Consider the following 15,323-nt stretch of genomic DNA (forward strand, 5'->3'; position numbering starts at 1 on the left):
TCGCTCCTACAGGGGTATACATTCCTCCTCCCTGAACGGGCAGCAGTCTCATGGCGCCTTATCCGCTTTGCGAACAGATGACGGCTTTCGTCGAGAAAACCGTCAGTTTCAACAGCACTGACAGCAGCCTCGCCGGATTGCGCCAGGCCTACAGCGAGATGTGCAGGGCGTTCACCCCGCCACGTCCCGCTGGCCTCTACGTGGTGGACTTTGAATTGTCCGGTGTCCCGGTGCGGTCCTATCAACCGCCGGTTTCGCCGCCGACCGGTGGTGCGCCGTGCATTGTTTATCTGCATGGCGGCGGGTGGGTCGTAGGGGGCCTGGACTCCCACGACTTCATCTGTGCCGAACTGGCGTCGACCCTGGGCGTGCTGGTGATCGCGGTCGATTACCGGCTCGCGCCGGAGCATCCGTTTCCGGCGGCGTTCGATGACTGTCTGAAGGTCTGGCGCGGGTTGCGAAGCGGGCCTTTCCGTCTCGACCCCCAACGCACGCTGGTGGCCGGTGACAGCGCCGGCGGCAATCTGGCCGCTGCACTGTGCCTGGCATTGCGTGACGCGGGTGAGCCGGCGCCGGCGGCGCAGGTGCTGATCTATCCGGGGTTGGGTGGCGATCAACATCTGGCGTCGCGCAGTGAATGCATCGATGCGCCGTTGTTGAGCGGCAGTGATGTGGATTGTTACCACGCCTTGTACCTGCGAGGCACCCCGCAGCCTGGGCCCTACGCGATGCCGTTGCTCGCCGCGGATCTTCGCCGATTGCCGCCGGCCTTCATCGCGGTGGCGCAATTCGATCCGCTGCGCGATGACGGCGTGCTGTATGCCGAGCGACTGAACGCTGCCGGCGTAGCTGCGACGTTGTATTACGGCGAGGGCCTGGTACACGGTTGTCTCCGGGCGCGGGGGCAGGTAGCCGAGGTCGACAGGCTCTATGAAAACCTGCTCGGTTATCTGGCGCCCAGACTCTGACTCTGCAAGGGCATGCTCATTGGCGTAATTCGGGTTTATGATGCCCAACGGCAGAATAATTGAAGTCCCCCCAGGGATGACCCAGACCCCTTACGGAGCGCGCAATGCAGACTTTGTACCCGCAGATCAAACCCTACGCCCGGCATGATCTGGCTGTCGATGAAACCCATACGCTGTACGTCGACGAAAGCGGTTCACCGGAAGGGTTGCCGGTCGTGTTCATCCACGGCGGCCCCGGCGCCGGGTGTGACGCCCAGAGTCGCTGCTACTTCGATCCAAATCTGTATCGCATTGTTACTTTCGACCAGCGCGGCTGCGGCCGTTCCACGCCCCACGCCAGCCTGGAAAACAATACCACCTGGGATCTGGTCGCCGACCTTGAGCGGATTCGCAAACACCTGGGCATTGAAAAATGGGTGCTGTTCGGTGGCTCCTGGGGTTCGACCCTGGCGCTGGCCTACGCGCAAACCCACCCGGAACGTGTGCACGGTCTGATCGTGCGCGGGATTTTTCTCTGCCGGCCGCAGGAAATCGAGTGGTTCTACCAGGCCGGTGCCAGTCGTCTGTTCCCCGATTACTGGCAGGACTACATTGCGCCGATCCCGCTGGACGAGCGCCACGACTTGCTCACGGCCTTCCATAAGCGTCTGACCGGCAACGATCAAATCGCTCAGATGCATGCGGCCAAGGCCTGGTCCACCTGGGAAGGCCGGACCGCGACCCTGCGTCCCAATCCGCTGTTGGTCGATCGTTTCTCCGAACCGCAGCGTGCACTGTCGATCGCCCGTATCGAGTGCCACTACTTCACCAACAACGCCTTCCTCGAGCCGAACCAGTTGATTCGCGACATGGGCAAAATCGCCCATTTGCCCGGCGTGATCGTCCACGGTCGTTATGACGTGATTTGCCCGCTGGATAACGCCTGGGAACTGCACCAGGCCTGGCCGAACAGCGAGCTGCAAATTATCCGTGACGCCGGTCATGCCGCCGCTGAACCGGGGATTACCGACGCCTTGGTACGTGCCGCTGATCAGATGGCCCGGCGCCTGCTCGACCTGGCGCCTGAAGAAGCATGAAGGGGCTGCTGCAGCGCGTGCGTGGCGCGCGGGTCGAGGTGACGGGCGAGGTGGTCGGAGCAATCGACCAGGGTTTGCTGGTGCTGGTAGCCGTCGAGCCCGAGGACACTCGGGCCAGTGCCGACAAACTTCTCAATAAGCTGCTTAACTATCGAGTGTTCAGTGACGCCGAGGGCAAGATGAATCTGTCCCTGGCGGACGTGGGCGGCGGGTTGCTGCTGGTCTCGCAGTTCACCCTGGCCGCCGACACCAAGAGCGGGTTGCGCCCGAGTTTCTCGACCGCAGCCCCTCCGGCCCTGGGCGAGGAGCTTTTCGACTATCTATTAGGCAAAGCGAAACAGGTGCATGGCACTGTGGCATCAGGTAGATTCGGCGCGGATATGCAGGTGCACCTGGTCAATGATGGCCCGGTAACCTTCCTGTTACAGACGTAAAACCGCTCGAAACCCTGTTTCGCGCCGTTTTCGACTGAAAACAGGGGTTTTTCCCGATAAATACTTTGTTACCCCTGATGCGTTGTAACGCGGGCTACTAGATAATCGCGCGCTACGGGGATCAGCGTTCGTTGGTCCATTTTGACTTAGGTAGAGACTTGTCCTGAACCGTTTGGGGAATCATTTAGCCCCATCGGAGTCGGAACAATGCTCGCCAACTTGGCAAGAGTGGTCTGTAAGGCCGGTTTTTTCGTACCGGATTCCGTACATACCCTTTAACTGGCCGTTGGTTTTTTGATCTGTTTTCGGCGAGGGTTGCTCGTGATTGTTAGTCCCTGTAACGCACCAAAATTGTCTGCCAAACGGTTTCGTAGCGCTCTGGTAGCGGGCTCTGCTCTGCTCACCTTGCTCAGCGCCGGCCAGCTTTGGGCTTTCAATCTGGATGATGTCTCGGCCAAGGCAAAAGAACTGGCCGGGCAAAAATACGAAGCGCCGCGCAGTAACCTGCCGAACGAATTCCGCGAGATGAAATTCGCGGACTATCAGAAAATTCGTTTTCTGACGGAAAAAGCCGAATGGGCGGACCAGAAAACCCCGTTCAAGCTGTCGTTCTATCACCAGGGCATGCACTTCGATACGCCGGTGAAAATCAACGAAATCACGGCGAACAACGTCGAAGAGATCAAATACGACCCAAGTCGCTTCGACTTCGGCGACGTGAAATTCGATCCAAAAGCCACCGAACAACTGGGCTACGCCGGATTCCGTGTGCTGTACCCGGTCAACAAGGCTGACAAGCAAGACGAAATCATGACCATGCTCGGCGCGAGTTATTTCCGCGTTGTCGGCAAGGGCCACGTCTATGGCTTGTCCGCTCGCGGCATGGCGATCGATACCGCGCTGCCGTCCGGTGAAGAATTCCCGCGTTTTCGCGAATTCTGGATTCAACAGCCCAAACCGGGCGACAAGCACCTGGTGATCTTCGCGTTGCTGGACTCGCCACGGGCGACCGGCGCCTATCGCCTGATCCTGCGTCCGGGCAGCGACACCATCGTCGACGTCAAGGCGCAGATGTTCCTGCGTGACAAAGTCACCAAGCTTGGCGTTGCGCCGCTGACCAGCATGTACCTGTTCGGGGCCAACCAGCCGTCGAAAGTGCTGAACTATCGTCGCGAATTGCATGATTCCAGCGGTCTGTCGATCCACGCCGGTAACGGCGAGTGGATCTGGCGTCCGCTGAACAACCCTAAACACCTGGCCGTGAGCAACTTCTCGGTCGAAAACCCGCGTGGTTTCGGGCTGCTGCAACGTGGTCGTGACTTCAGCCACTATGAAGATCTCGACGACCGCTACGACAAGCGCCCAAGTGCCTGGATCGAACCGAAAGGCGATTGGGGCAAGGGCTCCGTCGATCTGGTAGAGATTCCGACCGCCGACGAAACCAACGACAATATCGTGGCTTTCTGGAGCCCGGAAAAACTGCCGGAACCAGGCCAGCCGCTCGATGTCGCCTATCGTATGCACTGGACCATGGACGAAGCGTCCATCCACGCTCCGGACAGCGCCTGGGTCAAGCAGACCCTGCGCTCCACCGGTGACGTGAAACAGTCCAACCTGATTCGTCAGCCGGACGGTAGCGTCGCCTATCTGGTGGACTTCGAAGGCCCGTCCCTGGCGGCACTGCCAGAGAATACGGACGTTCGCAGCCAGGTGAGCGTTGGCGACAACGCCGAGCTGGTGGAAAACAGCGTGCGCTACAACCCTGAAACCAAGGGCTGGCGCCTGACCCTGCGCATGAAGATCAAGGACCCGAGCAAGTCCACCGAGATGCGTGCGGCGCTGGTTCAGAACGTCACGCCTGCCGACCTGGCCAAGACTTCGATTCCGGCCTCCAGCTCCTCCGTGGCCAAGGCCGACAAGGTCGCCGCCAAACAACAGGAGAAAGCGGACAAGGAAGCCAAGCAGACCGAGGCCAAACAGGGTGACGCCAAGCCGGTTGCAGAAGCCAAGGACAAGGCCAATAAAGACGCCAAGCAGCCTGTCGCTGCCGATGCGGCCCCAGCCACACCGGAATCGGCATCGACTGAAGAAGTCCTGACCGAGACCTGGAGCTATCAGTTGCCTGCCGATGAGTAATTCACACGTACAGCCAGAGACTCTGTCCGAGTACCTGGCGCACCTGCCGATGACCGACCAGCAGCGCGCGGAACTCGCGGGCTGCCAGTCCTTCAGCGAACTGCACGAACGTCTGTCGTCCTCGACTTTCGACGCCCCGACCGATGCCGCCCAGGCCTCGGTCGGCAAGCGCCTGACCCTGAGTACCGCCGAAGAGTTGCAGGACGCCGAAATGCTGGTGCTCGACGCCAACGGTCGGGTCTGCCTCAAGGCGACCCCGCCGATCCGTCGGACCAAAGTCGTGCCGGAGCCATGGCGCACCAATATCCTGGTGCGTGGCTGGCGCCGGTTGACCGGTCGCACCAATCCACCAGCGCCGCCAAAAGATGAGCGTGTGCTGCCGGCTGCGCGCTGGCGCACCGTGGGTTCGATCCGTCGCTACATTCTGTTGCTGCTGATGCTGGGCCAGACCATCGTGGCTGGCTGGTACATGAAAGGCATCATGCCGTACCAGGGCTGGTCGTTCGTCGACCTCGAAGAAGTCCTGCACCAACCGCTGCTGCAAACTGCCACGCAAGTGCTGCCGTATGCGTTGCAGACCAGCATCCTGATCCTGTTCGGGATTCTGTTCTGCTGGGTTTCCGCCGGTTTCTGGACGGCACTGATGGGCTTCCTGGAGTTGCTCACCGGTCACGACAAGTACCGCATTTCCGGCGCCAGCGCCGGCAATGAGCCGATTCCGAAAGACGCGCGCACTGCACTGGTGATGCCGATCTGTAACGAAGACGTGCCTCGGGTATTTGCCGGTCTGCGCGCGACCTTCGAGTCGGTCGCGGCCACCGGTGACCTGGATCGCTTCGACTTCTTCGTCCTCAGCGACAGTAACGACGCCGACATCTGCGTTGCCGAGCAACAGGCCTGGCTGGACGTCTGCCGCGAGGCCGGTGGCTTCGGCAAGATCTTCTATCGCCGCCGTCGTCGTCGCGTCAAGCGCAAGAGCGGTAACCTCGACGACTTCTGCCGTCGTTGGGGCGGTGACTACAAATACATGGTCGTACTCGACGCCGACTCGGTGATGAGCGGTGAGTGCCTGACCAGTCTGGTGCGCTTGATGGAAGCCACGCCGGACGCCGGGATCATCCAGACCGCGCCGCGTGCGTCGGGCATGGACACCCTGTATGCGCGCATGCAGCAGTTCGCCACCCGTGTGTACGGCCCGCTGTTCACCGCCGGCTTGCACTTCTGGCAGTTGGGCGAATCCCACTACTGGGGCCACAACGCGATCATTCGCATGAAGCCGTTTATCGACCACTGCGCCTTGGCGCCGTTGCCCGGTAAAGGCGCGTTTTCCGGTGCGATTCTGTCCCACGACTTCGTTGAAGCCGCGCTGATGCGCCGTGCCGGCTGGGGCGTGTGGATTGCCTACGACCTGCCGGGCAGCTACGAAGAATTGCCGCCGAACCTGCTGGACGAACTCAAGCGTGACCGTCGCTGGTGCCACGGCAACCTGATGAACTTCCGCCTGTTCCTGGTAAAAGGCATGCACCCGGTACACCGCGCGGTGTTCCTCACCGGTGTGATGTCTTACCTGTCGGCGCCGTTGTGGTTCTTCTTCCTCGTGCTGTCGACCGCGCTGCTGGCGGTCAACACGTTGATGGAGCCGCAGTATTTCCTCGAACCGCGCCAGCTCTATCCGCTGTGGCCACAATGGCACCCGGACAAGGCCATCGCACTGTTCTCGACCACCATCGTGCTGCTGTTCCTGCCGAAGCTGTTGAGCATCATCCTGATCTGGGCCAAGGGCGCGAAAGAGTTCGGTGGCAAGTTCAAGGTGACCCTCTCCATGTTGCTGGAGATGCTGTTCTCCATGCTGCTGGCGCCGGTGCGGATGATTTTCCACACCCGTTTCGTCCTCGCCGCGTTCCTGGGCTGGGCCGCGACCTGGAACTCGCCGCAGCGTGACGACGACTCCACGCCATGGAGCGAAGCGGTAAAACGCCACGGTCCGCAAACCTTGCTCGGCTTCTTCTGGGCCTTGCTGGTGATCTGGCTGAACCCGAGCTTCCTCTGGTGGCTGGTGCCGATTGTCGGTTCGTTGATGCTGTCGATCCCGGTCTCGGTGATTTCCAGCCGTGTCGGTCTTGGCCTCAAGTCCCGTGACGAGAGCCTGTTCCTGATCCCCGAGGAATACAATCCGCCGCAGGCATTGCTGGCAACCGACCAGTACACCCACGAAAACCGCTGGCATGCACTGAACGACGGCTTCATCCGTGCGGTGGTCGATCCTCAGCAGAACGCCCTGGCGTGCTCGCTGGCGACCTCCCGTCACCGTGAGGCGGAACCGATCGAGTGGCTGCGCGTCGAGCGGGTACGGCATGCGATGAAAGTCGGGCCTGAAGGGCTGACCAACAATGAGCGCGTGCAACTGTTGAGCGACCCGGTGGCATTGGCTCGCCTGCATGAGCAGGTCTGGAGCGAAGGTCACCAGGAGTGGCTGGGCGCGTGGCGCAAGTCGGTCATGGCCGACCCCCATGCACCGCTGCTGCCGCTCAAGCCCGTGAGCGTTCAGCCACAGTTGGCCTGATGAAAAAACCCGCGAAAGCGGGTTTTTTTATGATCGTTCGCCAGTGATGGGGCCACCAGCATCAGGCAACAAATCCTGCCTAAACCCTTGTGCAATCGAGTGAGTGCGTTAGCATCCGTCCCCGAATGGGTGCGCCCGGACCGTTTTGTGTCCGTATCTGTCTGTTTTTATTCGAAAACTGTCGATTTGGCGCCGCAAATGCAATGGTTTTGGGGGCTTGAAGATGAAGAAGTATCTGTCGATGCTGCTGGTCGGCGTCACGGCATTGGTTGCAGTCAACGCGGCACAGGCCGGTGCCATCGATGACGCGGTCAAACGCGGCACCTTGAAAGTCGGCATGGACCCGACCTACATGCCATTCGAAATGACCAACAAGCGTGGCGAGATCATCGGTTTTGAAGTCGACCTCCTCAAAGCCATGTCCAAGGCGATGGGCGTCAAGCTGGAGCTGGTGTCCACCGGTTACGACGGCATCATCCCGGCCCTGCTTACCGACAAGTTCGACATGATCGGCAGCGGCATGACCCTGACCCAGGAACGTAACCTGCGCCTGAACTTCAGCGAACCCTTCATCGTGGTCGGCCAGACGTTGCTGATCCGCAAGGAGCTGGAGGGCACCATCAAGTCCTACAAAGACCTGAACGCCGCCGACTACCGCATCACTTCCAAACTCGGCACGACGGGCGAATTGGTCGCCAAAAAGTTGATCGCCAAAGCCAAATACCATGGCTACGACAACGAGCAGGAAGCCGTGCTCGACGTGGTCAACGGCAAGGCGGATGCCTTCATCTACGACGCGCCTTACAACGTGGTCGCGGTGAACAAGGTCGGCAACGGCAAACTGGTGTTCCTCGACAAGCCGTTCACCTACGAGCCCCTGGCGTTTGGTCTGAAGAAGGGTGACTACGACAGCATCAACTTCATCAACAACTTCCTGCACCAGATCCACGAAGACGGCACCTACGATCGTATCCATGACAAGTGGTTCAAGAGCACCGAGTGGCTCAAGGACATGGAGTAACACTCGGTCACGTAGACCGCGTCGCTGCAATCGCGAACAAGCTCGCTCCCTCGGTTGATCCCGTTGAACCCAGGTTTTGTGCCCGGCACAGCCCCTGTGGGAGCGAGCTTGCTCGCGATTGCGGCCTGCCATGCGATACAGAATTCGGAACTTGCAAAATAGATGAAACAGAAAAAAGCCCAATGGCCCTGGCACGCATTGACCGTGCTGCTGCTGATCGGCCTGGCTGGTGCGTTGTATTACGCCACCTCGCTGATGTCCTACGAATGGCGCTGGAACCGCGTTCCGCAATACTTTGCCTACCACGCCGAAGAGTCCCAGCGCGCCGCCGACCTCTCCACCGTCAGCGAACTGGTGCGCAAGGGCGACAAGGCTGAAGTGACCCTGCGCAACGATGCGGGCGACGAGCAACGCCTGATCGTCGATGACAGCAGCCTGCAAGTCGCCCAGGGCGATGATGTGGCCGAAGGCGATGTCATCGGCGTGACCCGTCATTGGGCCGCAGGACCGTTGCTGTGGGGCCTCTGGACCACCTTGTGGCTGTCGGTGGTGTCCGGCGTGCTCGGTTTGCTGATCGGTCTCGCCACCGGTCTGTGCCGGCTGTCGAACAACCCGACCCTGCGCGACCTCTCGACCCTTTACGTCGAACTGGTGCGCGGTACGCCGTTGCTGGTACAGATTTTCATTTTCTACTTCTTCATCGGTACGGTGATGAACCTGTCCCGGGAGTTCGCCGGGATCGCCGCGCTGTCGCTGTTCACGGGTGCCTATGTGGCGGAAATCATCCGTTCCGGCGTGCAGTCGATCGCCCGTGGCCAGAACGAAGCCGCGCGTTCGCTGGGCTTGAGTGCCGGCCAGTCGATGCGTCACGTGGTGTTGCCGCAAGCGTTCAAACGCGTGCTGCCACCCCTGGCCGGGCAGTTCATCAGCCTGGTCAAGGACACTTCGCTGGTCTCGGTGATCGCGATTACCGAGCTGCTGAAAAGCGGTCGCGAAGTCATCACCACCTCGTTTTCGCCGTTCGAAATCCTGTTCTGCGTCGCCGGCCTGTACCTGTTGATCAACCTGCCGCTGTCGAAAATCGCCAGCCGGCTTGAGCGGAGGCTCGCGCAAAGTGATTGAAGTCCGCGATCTGGTAAAAGTCTTCGACACCCGTGGCCAGGTGGTGCGCGCGGTGGATAACGTCAGCACAACCGTCGCCAAGGGCGAAGTGTTAGTGGTGATCGGCCCCTCCGGTTCCGGCAAGTCGACCTTTCTGCGCTGCCTCAATGGCCTGGAAGAATTCGATTCGGGTTCGGTGAGCATTGACGGCTTACAACTGGCCGACCCGAAAACCGATGTGAATGCCTATCGTCGCGAAGTCGGCATGGTGTTTCAGCATTTCAACTTGTTCCCACACATGACCGTGCTGGAAAACCTCTGTCTGGCGCAGAAGGTCGTGCGCAAGCGTGGCAAGAAAGAGCGCGAGGCCAAGGCCATGGCGTTGCTGGAAAAGGTCGGTATTGCGCAGAAGGCCAATGAGTTCCCCTCGCGCCTGTCCGGCGGCCAGCAGCAGCGCGTGGCGATTGCCCGGGCGCTGGCGATGGAGCCGAAGGTCATGCTGTTCGACGAGCCGACGTCGGCGCTGGACCCGGAGATGGTCGGTGAAGTGCTGGACGTGATGAAAAACCTGGCCGTGGAAGGCATGACCATGGTTTGCGTCACCCACGAAATGGGCTTCGCCCGGGAAGTGGCGGACCGGGTGCTGTTCTTCGATCACGGCAAATTGCTGGAAGACGCCTCACCGGCGGAGTTCTTCGATGCACCGAAGGATCCGCGGGCGCAGGCGTTTTTGCGGCAGGTCCTTTAAAAGCAACGGCCTGGGGGCCGCTAATCGCTAGCAGGCTAGCTCCCACAGGGTTTGGTGTGGACACCAAAAATCCACTGTGGGAGCCAGCCTGCTGGCGATTGCATCACCTCGGTTCTAAGCGAGCCGAGGCAAATGAATCACCTCAAACCCTGAACCGCCCCACCAGCATCTGCAGATGAGTCCCCAGCCGCGCCAGCTCAGCGCTGGACGCCGCCGTTTCTTCGCTCGCCGCTGACGTCTGATCCGACACATCCCTCACGTTCAGCACGCTGCGGTTGATCTCTTCCGCCACGGCGCTTTGTTGCTCGGCAGCGGCGGCAATCTGCTGGTTCATCGCCTGGATCGCCGACACGGTGCGGGTGATGCTTTCCAGTGAGCCACCGGCGCGGCGGGTCAGTTCGACGCTGCTGTCGGTCAGGCTGCGGCTGTTGTCCATGATGGTCGCCACTTGCTGGGTGCCGCTCTGCAGGCCGACGATCAGTTCTTCGATCTCTTCGGTGGATTTCTGGGTGCGCTGGGCCAGGCTGCGGACTTCGTCGGCGACCACGGCAAAACCGCGCCCGGCCTCACCCGCGCGCGCCGCTTCGATCGCCGCGTTCAGCGCCAGCAGGTTGGTTTGCTGGGCCACGGACTTGATCACGTCGAGGACGCTGCCGATCTTGTCGCTTTCACACTTGAGCTCGCCCATGGCCTCGGTGGAGTGACCCACTTCCAGGGCCAGGCGCTCGATCTGTGCGATCGCTTCAGCCACCACCTTGTCGCCTTCACGGGCCTGCTGGTCGGCCGCGACGGCGGCCTCGGAGGCCTCTTCGGCGTTGCGCGCGACTTCCTGCACCGTGGCGGTCATTTCATTCATGGCGGTCGCCACCTGGTCGGTTTCGACTTTCTGGCTGTTGACCCCGGCGCTGGTCTGCTCGGTGACCGCCGACAACTGTTCGGCGGCGCTGGCGATTTGCGTGACACCATCACTGATGCCGCCGATCAGTTCGCGCAGGCCCAGGGTCATGCTCTGAATGGCACGTTGCAACTGGCCCAATTCGTCCTGGCGTTTGGAGGTCAGGTTGTGAGTCAGGTCGCCGGCAGCGATGCGCTCGGCCACTTTGAGGGTCTGACCCAGCGGGATCACGATCTGCCGGGTGATCGACCACGCGGCAAACAGGCCAAAGGCGAGCGCCAGGGCGGTGGCCAACAGCAGCGTGTTCTTGGCGTGGGCGACATCGGTGTCACGCACGATCGTTTGCGAAATCGTGAGCTTCTTGCTGACGTCGATCAGGATCTGACCTTGCGCCGCCATGCGTTGGAGCGCGTCGACGCTGGCGACCTGGGCATCACGGAACTGGCTGACCGCCGCGCGGTAGGCTTTGAGGGATTCGGCGGCCTGCTGCAGATTGGCGGTGTGTTGTTCCGGCAGTGTGGATGGCAGGTTTTCGAGGTACTTCAGCGTGTTGTCAATGGCATCCAGTGCGGGCTGCTCGGCCTCGGTCTTGCCGCTGTAGGTGTAGCCGCGAACCTGGAAGCGTGCTTGCTGAAGCAGTTTGCTCAGGTTGATCACGCTGTTGAAGGCGCTGAGGCTGTCGCCCTGCAGCATCGATTTTTCCACTTCGGCCACGCGAGCCGCCGCGTTGTCTGCCGTGGCGCCGAGTTTGCTGCGGGCGTCTTCACGACTGGTACCGGCCTGGATCATGGCGGCGAAGGCTTGCTTGTACTGGCCGACGGCGGCCAGTTGCTGTTCGATCATGGCCGCGTCGGCAGGTTGATCGATCATCTTGCGGGCGGATTGCAGGCTGGTGTCGAGCTTGACCAACTGCTCGTTGACGGCGCCCGTGCCTTGTTCGCCATGCTGCATTTCATAGTTAAGGCGCGCAACGCGCAGGTCTTTGGTCAGGTCGTTGATTTCGGAAATGAATGCCAGCTTATCGCCGCGGCTCGTCACGTCGCTCAGGCCGGTCCAGCCGGTGACAGTGGTCAGCAGCGTCAGCATCAAGACAAGACCGAAGCCGATGCCCAATTTGCGATTAACGCCTACGTTTCCCAGCTTATCGGCCAGCCATGGATACATGCTGCAACTCCCTCAAACAACATATTGATTTTGAAGGTATATCGGCGGGCGAGCCGGGTTCTGTAGGCGTCGCCCGACGGGTGGCAGATAAAAGGCCCGTGGGCGAGCCTGCTCAGGGGGGTAGTGTCAGGTTTAGAAGAGTCGTGCCAGCAGGGCGGTGACAGCGGTTTCGACTCGCAGGATGCGCTCGCCCAATTGCACCGGCTGCAAACCGGCTTTGCCGAGCAAGTCGATTTCGTAAGGAATCCAGCCACCCTCCGGACCGATGGCCAGGGTCACCGGTTCGCTCAGTGCGCGCGGGCAGGGCGGGTAATTGCCTGGATGGCCGACGAGGCCAAGGGTGCCTTCGACGATGGCCGGCAGGCGATCTTCGACGAACGGCTTGAAGCGTTTTTCGATGACGACTTGCGGCAGCACGCTGTCCCGGGCCTGCTCGAGGCCGAGGATCAACTGCTCGCGAATCGCTTCAGGTTCCAGGAACGGGGTCTGCCAGAAGCTCTTCTCGACGCGATAGCTGTTGACCAGCACGATTCGTGGCACACCCATGGCTGCCACGGTCTGGAACACCCTGCGCAGCATCTTGGGCCGTGGCAGGGCCAGCACCAGGGTCAATGGCAGCTTGGCCGGCGGTGGCTGGTCGAGGGTGACGCGTAATTCCGCTTCATCGGCATCCAGGCGCAGCACCTCGGCCGAACCCATCAGCCCGTCGATACGCCCGACACGCATGCTGTCGCCGACTTCGCAGCGGTGGACTTCCTGCATGTGGGTCAACCGGCGATCACGCAAGATCACCCGGTCGGCCGCGATAAAGTCGGCCGATTCAAGGAGCAGGAGGTTCACGCTTGGGTCGCTGGCGGCTGGTCGTTGTGATCGTCAGCCGGCTGATCGTCCGGATGTTCGCCGCGCTTGCTGACCAGGCTGCCAAACAGGATGCCGATCTCGAACAGCAGCCACATCGGTACGGCCAGCAGGGTCTGCGAGAAGATGTCCGGCGGCGTCAGGATCATGCCGACCACGAAGCAGCCGATGATCACGTACGGGCGGATTTTCTTCAGGTATTTGACGTCGACCACGCCGATCCAGACCAGCAGCACCACGGCCACCGGAATCTCGAACGCGACGCCGAAGGCGAAGAACAGCGTCATGACGAAGTCGAGGTAGCTGGTGATGTCGGTCATCATTTCCACGCCGGCCGGCGTGGCGGCGGCGAAGAATTTGAAGATCAGCGGGAACACCAGGTAATAGGCGAACGCCATGCCGGTGTAGAACAGCATGATGCTGGAGATCAGCAAGGGCACGGCGATGCGCTTCTCGTGCTTGTACAGGCCCGGCGCGATGAAGCCCCAGATCTGGTGCAGGATCACCGGGATCGCCAGGAACAGTGACACCATCATCGTCAGTTTCAGCGGCGTCAGGAATGGCGACGACACATCGGTGGCGATCATCGTCGCGCCTGCTGGCAAATAGGCGCGCAGCGGCGTCGAGACGAAGGTGTAGATCTGCTGGGTGAAGGCGAACAACCCGGCGAAGATGATGAAGATCGCCGCTACGCAGCGCAGCAGGCGGGTACGCAACTCGGTGAGGTGCGAAACCAGCGGCATGTGCTGGTCGTTTTCAGGAAGATCGCTCATGGGGCTCGCGGCGGCAGTGTGGGGTCATGAGGAGCCGGCGCGACAGGCGCGGCGGCTGGAGCAGCGGGTTCAACCGCAGGTGCCGCCACAACGGGCGCTGCTTCGGTTGTCGCGACAACGGGCGTTGGCGTGGGTGCCGAGGGTGTGTGGATCGACTGCTCGCCCACATGCTCCACCGGCGTTGGCTCCTGCTGGGTCGGCGTGAAGATCTTCCGCGCCTCCTGCTCAAGCGACAGGATGTGCTCGTTGTGCAGTTGCCGACGAATTTCGTCGGCACCGATTTCACGTTCAACTTCCTGTTTGATCGCGTTGAAGCTGCGCTTCAGACGCCCGACCCACAGGCCAGCGGTGCGCGCAGCGCCCGGCAGACGCTCGGGCCCCAGCACCAGCAGGGCGACGAGGCCGACGAGCAGCAGTTCAGAGAAGCTGATACCAAACATTAGTCAGTGCTCACACGTCTTTGCGGATCGGCTCTTCGACTTTTTGCGCCTGCACGTCGATGGTGTGCGGCTGGTTGACAGAGGCCTGTGGTTGAGCGGGCGGAACAGGTTGGGCCGGCGTCGCGGTCGGATCGGCCGGTTTTTCGTCGTCGTTCATGGCTTTGCGGAAGCCTTTGATCGATTCGCCGACGTCGGTGCCGAGGTTTTTCAGTTTCTTGGTGCCGAACACCAGTACCACGACAACCAGGATGACGATCCAGTGTTTCCAGTCAAAAATGCCCATGCTGCTGCTCCTCTCTAATCGTTATTCAGGCGGACGGGCGCGAGGCTTTCTCGGCGTGTCCGGACAGACCGAAGCGACGGTCCAGTTCATCGAGTACAGCCTGTGGATGCTGCCCCAATTGGGCGAGCATGACCATGCTGTGGAACCACAAATCGGCGGTTTCATAGATCACATCGCTGCAGTCGCCGCTGATGGCGGCATCCTTGGCGGCAATGATGGTTTCGACCGACTCTTCGCCGACTTTTTCCAGAATCTTGTTCAAGCCCTTGTGGTACAGGCTGGCGACATACGAGCTATCGGCGGCGGCGCCTTTGCGCTCTTCCAGCACAGCGGCCAGACGGGTCAGAGTGTCACTCATGTTTGTGTCCTGCGGAATAGATGGCATTGGGATCTTTCAGGACCGGGTCGACGGTTGTCCAGTCGCCGTTCTCGAAGACGCGATAGAAGCAGCTCTGGCGGCCGGTATGGCAGGCAATGTCGCCGATCTGTTCGACCATCAGGATGATCACGTCGGCGTCGCAGTCCAGGCGCATTTCGTGCAGCGTCTGCACGTGGCCGGACTCTTCGCCCTTGCGCCACAGCTTGCCACGGGAGCGCGACCAGTAAATGGCGCGGTTCTCGGCGGCGGTCAACGCCAGTGCTTCACGGTTCATCCAGGCCATCATCAGGACGCGCCCGGTCTTGTGATCCTGCGCAATCGCCGGCACCAGGCCATCAGCGTCCCATTTGATCTCGTCCAGCCAGTTTTTCATGTTCCGTCCCGGAGCAGCGGCGAGCTTTAAGCTGCAAGCTGCAAGTAAAAAACAATCTGCGTCGTGCTAACGAATCGCTTGAAGCTTGAAGCTTATCGCTTGCAGCTCAAT

The 15,323-nt window shown here is 61.0% G+C and carries 15 protein-coding genes and 1 pseudogene; 8 read left to right on the top strand and 8 right to left on the bottom strand.

Annotated elements, in window-relative coordinates:
• Window positions 1–50 precede the first annotated feature (50 nt).
• The 8 genes from AC1Q6D_RS25620 to AC1Q6D_RS25655 all read left to right on the top strand — a co-directional run bounded on the left by AC1Q6D_RS25620 (window position 51) and on the right by AC1Q6D_RS25655 (window position 10,047).
• A complete protein-coding gene (locus AC1Q6D_RS25620) occupies window positions 51–968 on the top strand; it encodes an alpha/beta hydrolase (protein ID WP_103404452.1) in 918 nt (305 codons plus the stop codon).
• A gap of 104 nt (window positions 969–1,072) precedes the next feature.
• Window positions 1,073–2,044 (top strand): prolyl aminopeptidase, encoded by a 972-nt coding sequence (pip, locus tag AC1Q6D_RS25625; RefSeq protein WP_047536406.1) that lies wholly within the window; start codon window positions 1,073–1,075, stop codon window positions 2,042–2,044.
• Window positions 2,041–2,478 (top strand): D-aminoacyl-tRNA deacylase, encoded by a 438-nt coding sequence (gene dtd / locus AC1Q6D_RS25630; protein WP_047536408.1) that lies wholly within the window; start codon window positions 2,041–2,043, stop codon window positions 2,476–2,478. Before pip ends, dtd begins: the two co-directional genes overlap by 4 nt.
• A 321-nt stretch (window positions 2,479–2,799) precedes the next feature.
• Complete coding sequence (locus tag AC1Q6D_RS25635) at window positions 2,800–4,614, top strand: glucan biosynthesis protein G (RefSeq protein ID WP_103404524.1); 1,815 nt, start codon at window positions 2,800–2,802, stop codon at window positions 4,612–4,614.
• A complete protein-coding gene (gene mdoH, locus AC1Q6D_RS25640; RefSeq protein WP_103404453.1) occupies window positions 4,607–7,177 on the top strand; it encodes a glucans biosynthesis glucosyltransferase MdoH in 2,571 nt (856 codons plus the stop codon). Before AC1Q6D_RS25635 ends, mdoH begins: the two co-directional genes overlap by 8 nt.
• Window positions 7,178–7,400: 223 nt before the next feature.
• Window positions 7,401–8,198: a transporter substrate-binding domain-containing protein gene (locus AC1Q6D_RS25645; RefSeq protein ID WP_103404454.1), complete on the top strand. Its 798-nt coding sequence runs from the start codon at window positions 7,401–7,403 to the stop codon at window positions 8,196–8,198.
• Between the two features lie 162 nt (window positions 8,199–8,360).
• Window positions 8,361–9,320: an amino acid ABC transporter permease gene (locus AC1Q6D_RS25650; RefSeq protein WP_103404455.1), complete on the top strand. Its 960-nt coding sequence runs from the start codon at window positions 8,361–8,363 to the stop codon at window positions 9,318–9,320.
• Window positions 9,313–10,047: an amino acid ABC transporter ATP-binding protein gene (locus AC1Q6D_RS25655; RefSeq protein ID WP_103404456.1), complete on the top strand. Its 735-nt coding sequence runs from the start codon at window positions 9,313–9,315 to the stop codon at window positions 10,045–10,047. Before AC1Q6D_RS25650 ends, AC1Q6D_RS25655 begins: the two co-directional genes overlap by 8 nt.
• A gap of 142 nt (window positions 10,048–10,189) precedes the next feature.
• Here AC1Q6D_RS25655 and AC1Q6D_RS25660 read toward each other — a convergent pair whose 3' ends face one another.
• The 8 genes and pseudogenes from AC1Q6D_RS25660 to hisI form a co-directional block, all read right to left on the bottom strand.
• Window positions 10,190–11,053: a methyl-accepting chemotaxis protein gene (locus tag AC1Q6D_RS25660; protein ID WP_371919911.1), complete on the bottom strand. Its 864-nt coding sequence runs from the start codon at window positions 11,051–11,053 to the stop codon at window positions 10,190–10,192.
• Window positions 11,048–12,106, bottom strand: a pseudogene (locus AC1Q6D_RS25665) (methyl-accepting chemotaxis protein); the annotation flags it as partial. The gene AC1Q6D_RS25660 and the pseudogene AC1Q6D_RS25665, both read right to left, overlap by 6 nt.
• Before the next feature lie 132 nt (window positions 12,107–12,238).
• On the bottom strand, window positions 12,239–12,946 hold the full coding sequence (locus tag AC1Q6D_RS25670) for a 16S rRNA (uracil(1498)-N(3))-methyltransferase (RefSeq protein ID WP_103404458.1): 708 nt from the start codon (window positions 12,944–12,946) through the stop codon (window positions 12,239–12,241).
• Window positions 12,943–13,737, bottom strand: a complete 795-nt coding sequence (gene tatC / locus AC1Q6D_RS25675) for a twin-arginine translocase subunit TatC (protein WP_103404459.1) — start codon at window positions 13,735–13,737, stop codon at window positions 12,943–12,945. The genes AC1Q6D_RS25670 and tatC overlap by 4 nt, the downstream gene beginning before the upstream one ends.
• Entirely contained in the window at window positions 13,734–14,177 is a 444-nt protein-coding gene (gene tatB, locus AC1Q6D_RS25680; protein ID WP_103404460.1) for a Sec-independent protein translocase protein TatB, read from the bottom strand. The genes tatC and tatB overlap by 4 nt, the downstream gene beginning before the upstream one ends.
• A 10-nt stretch (window positions 14,178–14,187) precedes the next feature.
• Window positions 14,188–14,460: a twin-arginine translocase TatA/TatE family subunit gene (locus AC1Q6D_RS25685; protein WP_103404461.1), complete on the bottom strand. Its 273-nt coding sequence runs from the start codon at window positions 14,458–14,460 to the stop codon at window positions 14,188–14,190.
• A gap of 25 nt (window positions 14,461–14,485) precedes the next feature.
• Window positions 14,486–14,818, bottom strand: coding sequence for a phosphoribosyl-ATP diphosphatase (locus AC1Q6D_RS25690; protein ID WP_027922119.1), 333 nt, complete (start codon window positions 14,816–14,818; stop codon window positions 14,486–14,488).
• Entirely contained in the window at window positions 14,811–15,212 is a 402-nt protein-coding gene (hisI, locus tag AC1Q6D_RS25695) for a phosphoribosyl-AMP cyclohydrolase (RefSeq protein WP_103404462.1), read from the bottom strand. Before hisI ends, AC1Q6D_RS25690 begins: the two co-directional genes overlap by 8 nt.
• Between the last annotated feature and the right edge of the window lie 111 nt (window positions 15,213–15,323).

Source organism: Pseudomonas sp. MT92, from assembly GCF_058792515.1.

Coding starts and splice junctions, on each gene's coding strand:
- AC1Q6D_RS25620 (WP_103404452.1), top strand. CDS start 51: ATGGCGCCTTATCCGCTTTGCGAACAGATGACGGCTTTCGTCGAGAAA.
- pip (WP_047536406.1), top strand. CDS start 1,073: ATGCAGACTTTGTACCCGCAGATCAAACCCTACGCCCGGCATGATCTG.
- dtd (WP_047536408.1), top strand. CDS start 2,041: ATGAAGGGGCTGCTGCAGCGCGTGCGTGGCGCGCGGGTCGAGGTGACG.
- mdoH (WP_103404453.1), top strand. CDS start 4,607: ATGAGTAATTCACACGTACAGCCAGAGACTCTGTCCGAGTACCTGGCG.
- AC1Q6D_RS25645 (WP_103404454.1), top strand. CDS start 7,401: ATGAAGAAGTATCTGTCGATGCTGCTGGTCGGCGTCACGGCATTGGTT.
- AC1Q6D_RS25650 (WP_103404455.1), top strand. CDS start 8,361: ATGAAACAGAAAAAAGCCCAATGGCCCTGGCACGCATTGACCGTGCTG.
- AC1Q6D_RS25660 (WP_371919911.1), bottom strand. CDS start 11,053: ATGACCCTGGGCCTGCGCGAACTGATCGGCGGCATCAGTGATGGTGTC.
- tatC (WP_103404459.1), bottom strand. CDS start 13,737: ATGAGCGATCTTCCTGAAAACGACCAGCACATGCCGCTGGTTTCGCAC.
- tatB (WP_103404460.1), bottom strand. CDS start 14,177: ATGTTTGGTATCAGCTTCTCTGAACTGCTGCTCGTCGGCCTCGTCGCC.
- AC1Q6D_RS25685 (WP_103404461.1), bottom strand. CDS start 14,460: ATGGGCATTTTTGACTGGAAACACTGGATCGTCATCCTGGTTGTCGTG.
- AC1Q6D_RS25690 (WP_027922119.1), bottom strand. CDS start 14,818: ATGAGTGACACTCTGACCCGTCTGGCCGCTGTGCTGGAAGAGCGCAAA.
- hisI (WP_103404462.1), bottom strand. CDS start 15,212: ATGAAAAACTGGCTGGACGAGATCAAATGGGACGCTGATGGCCTGGTG.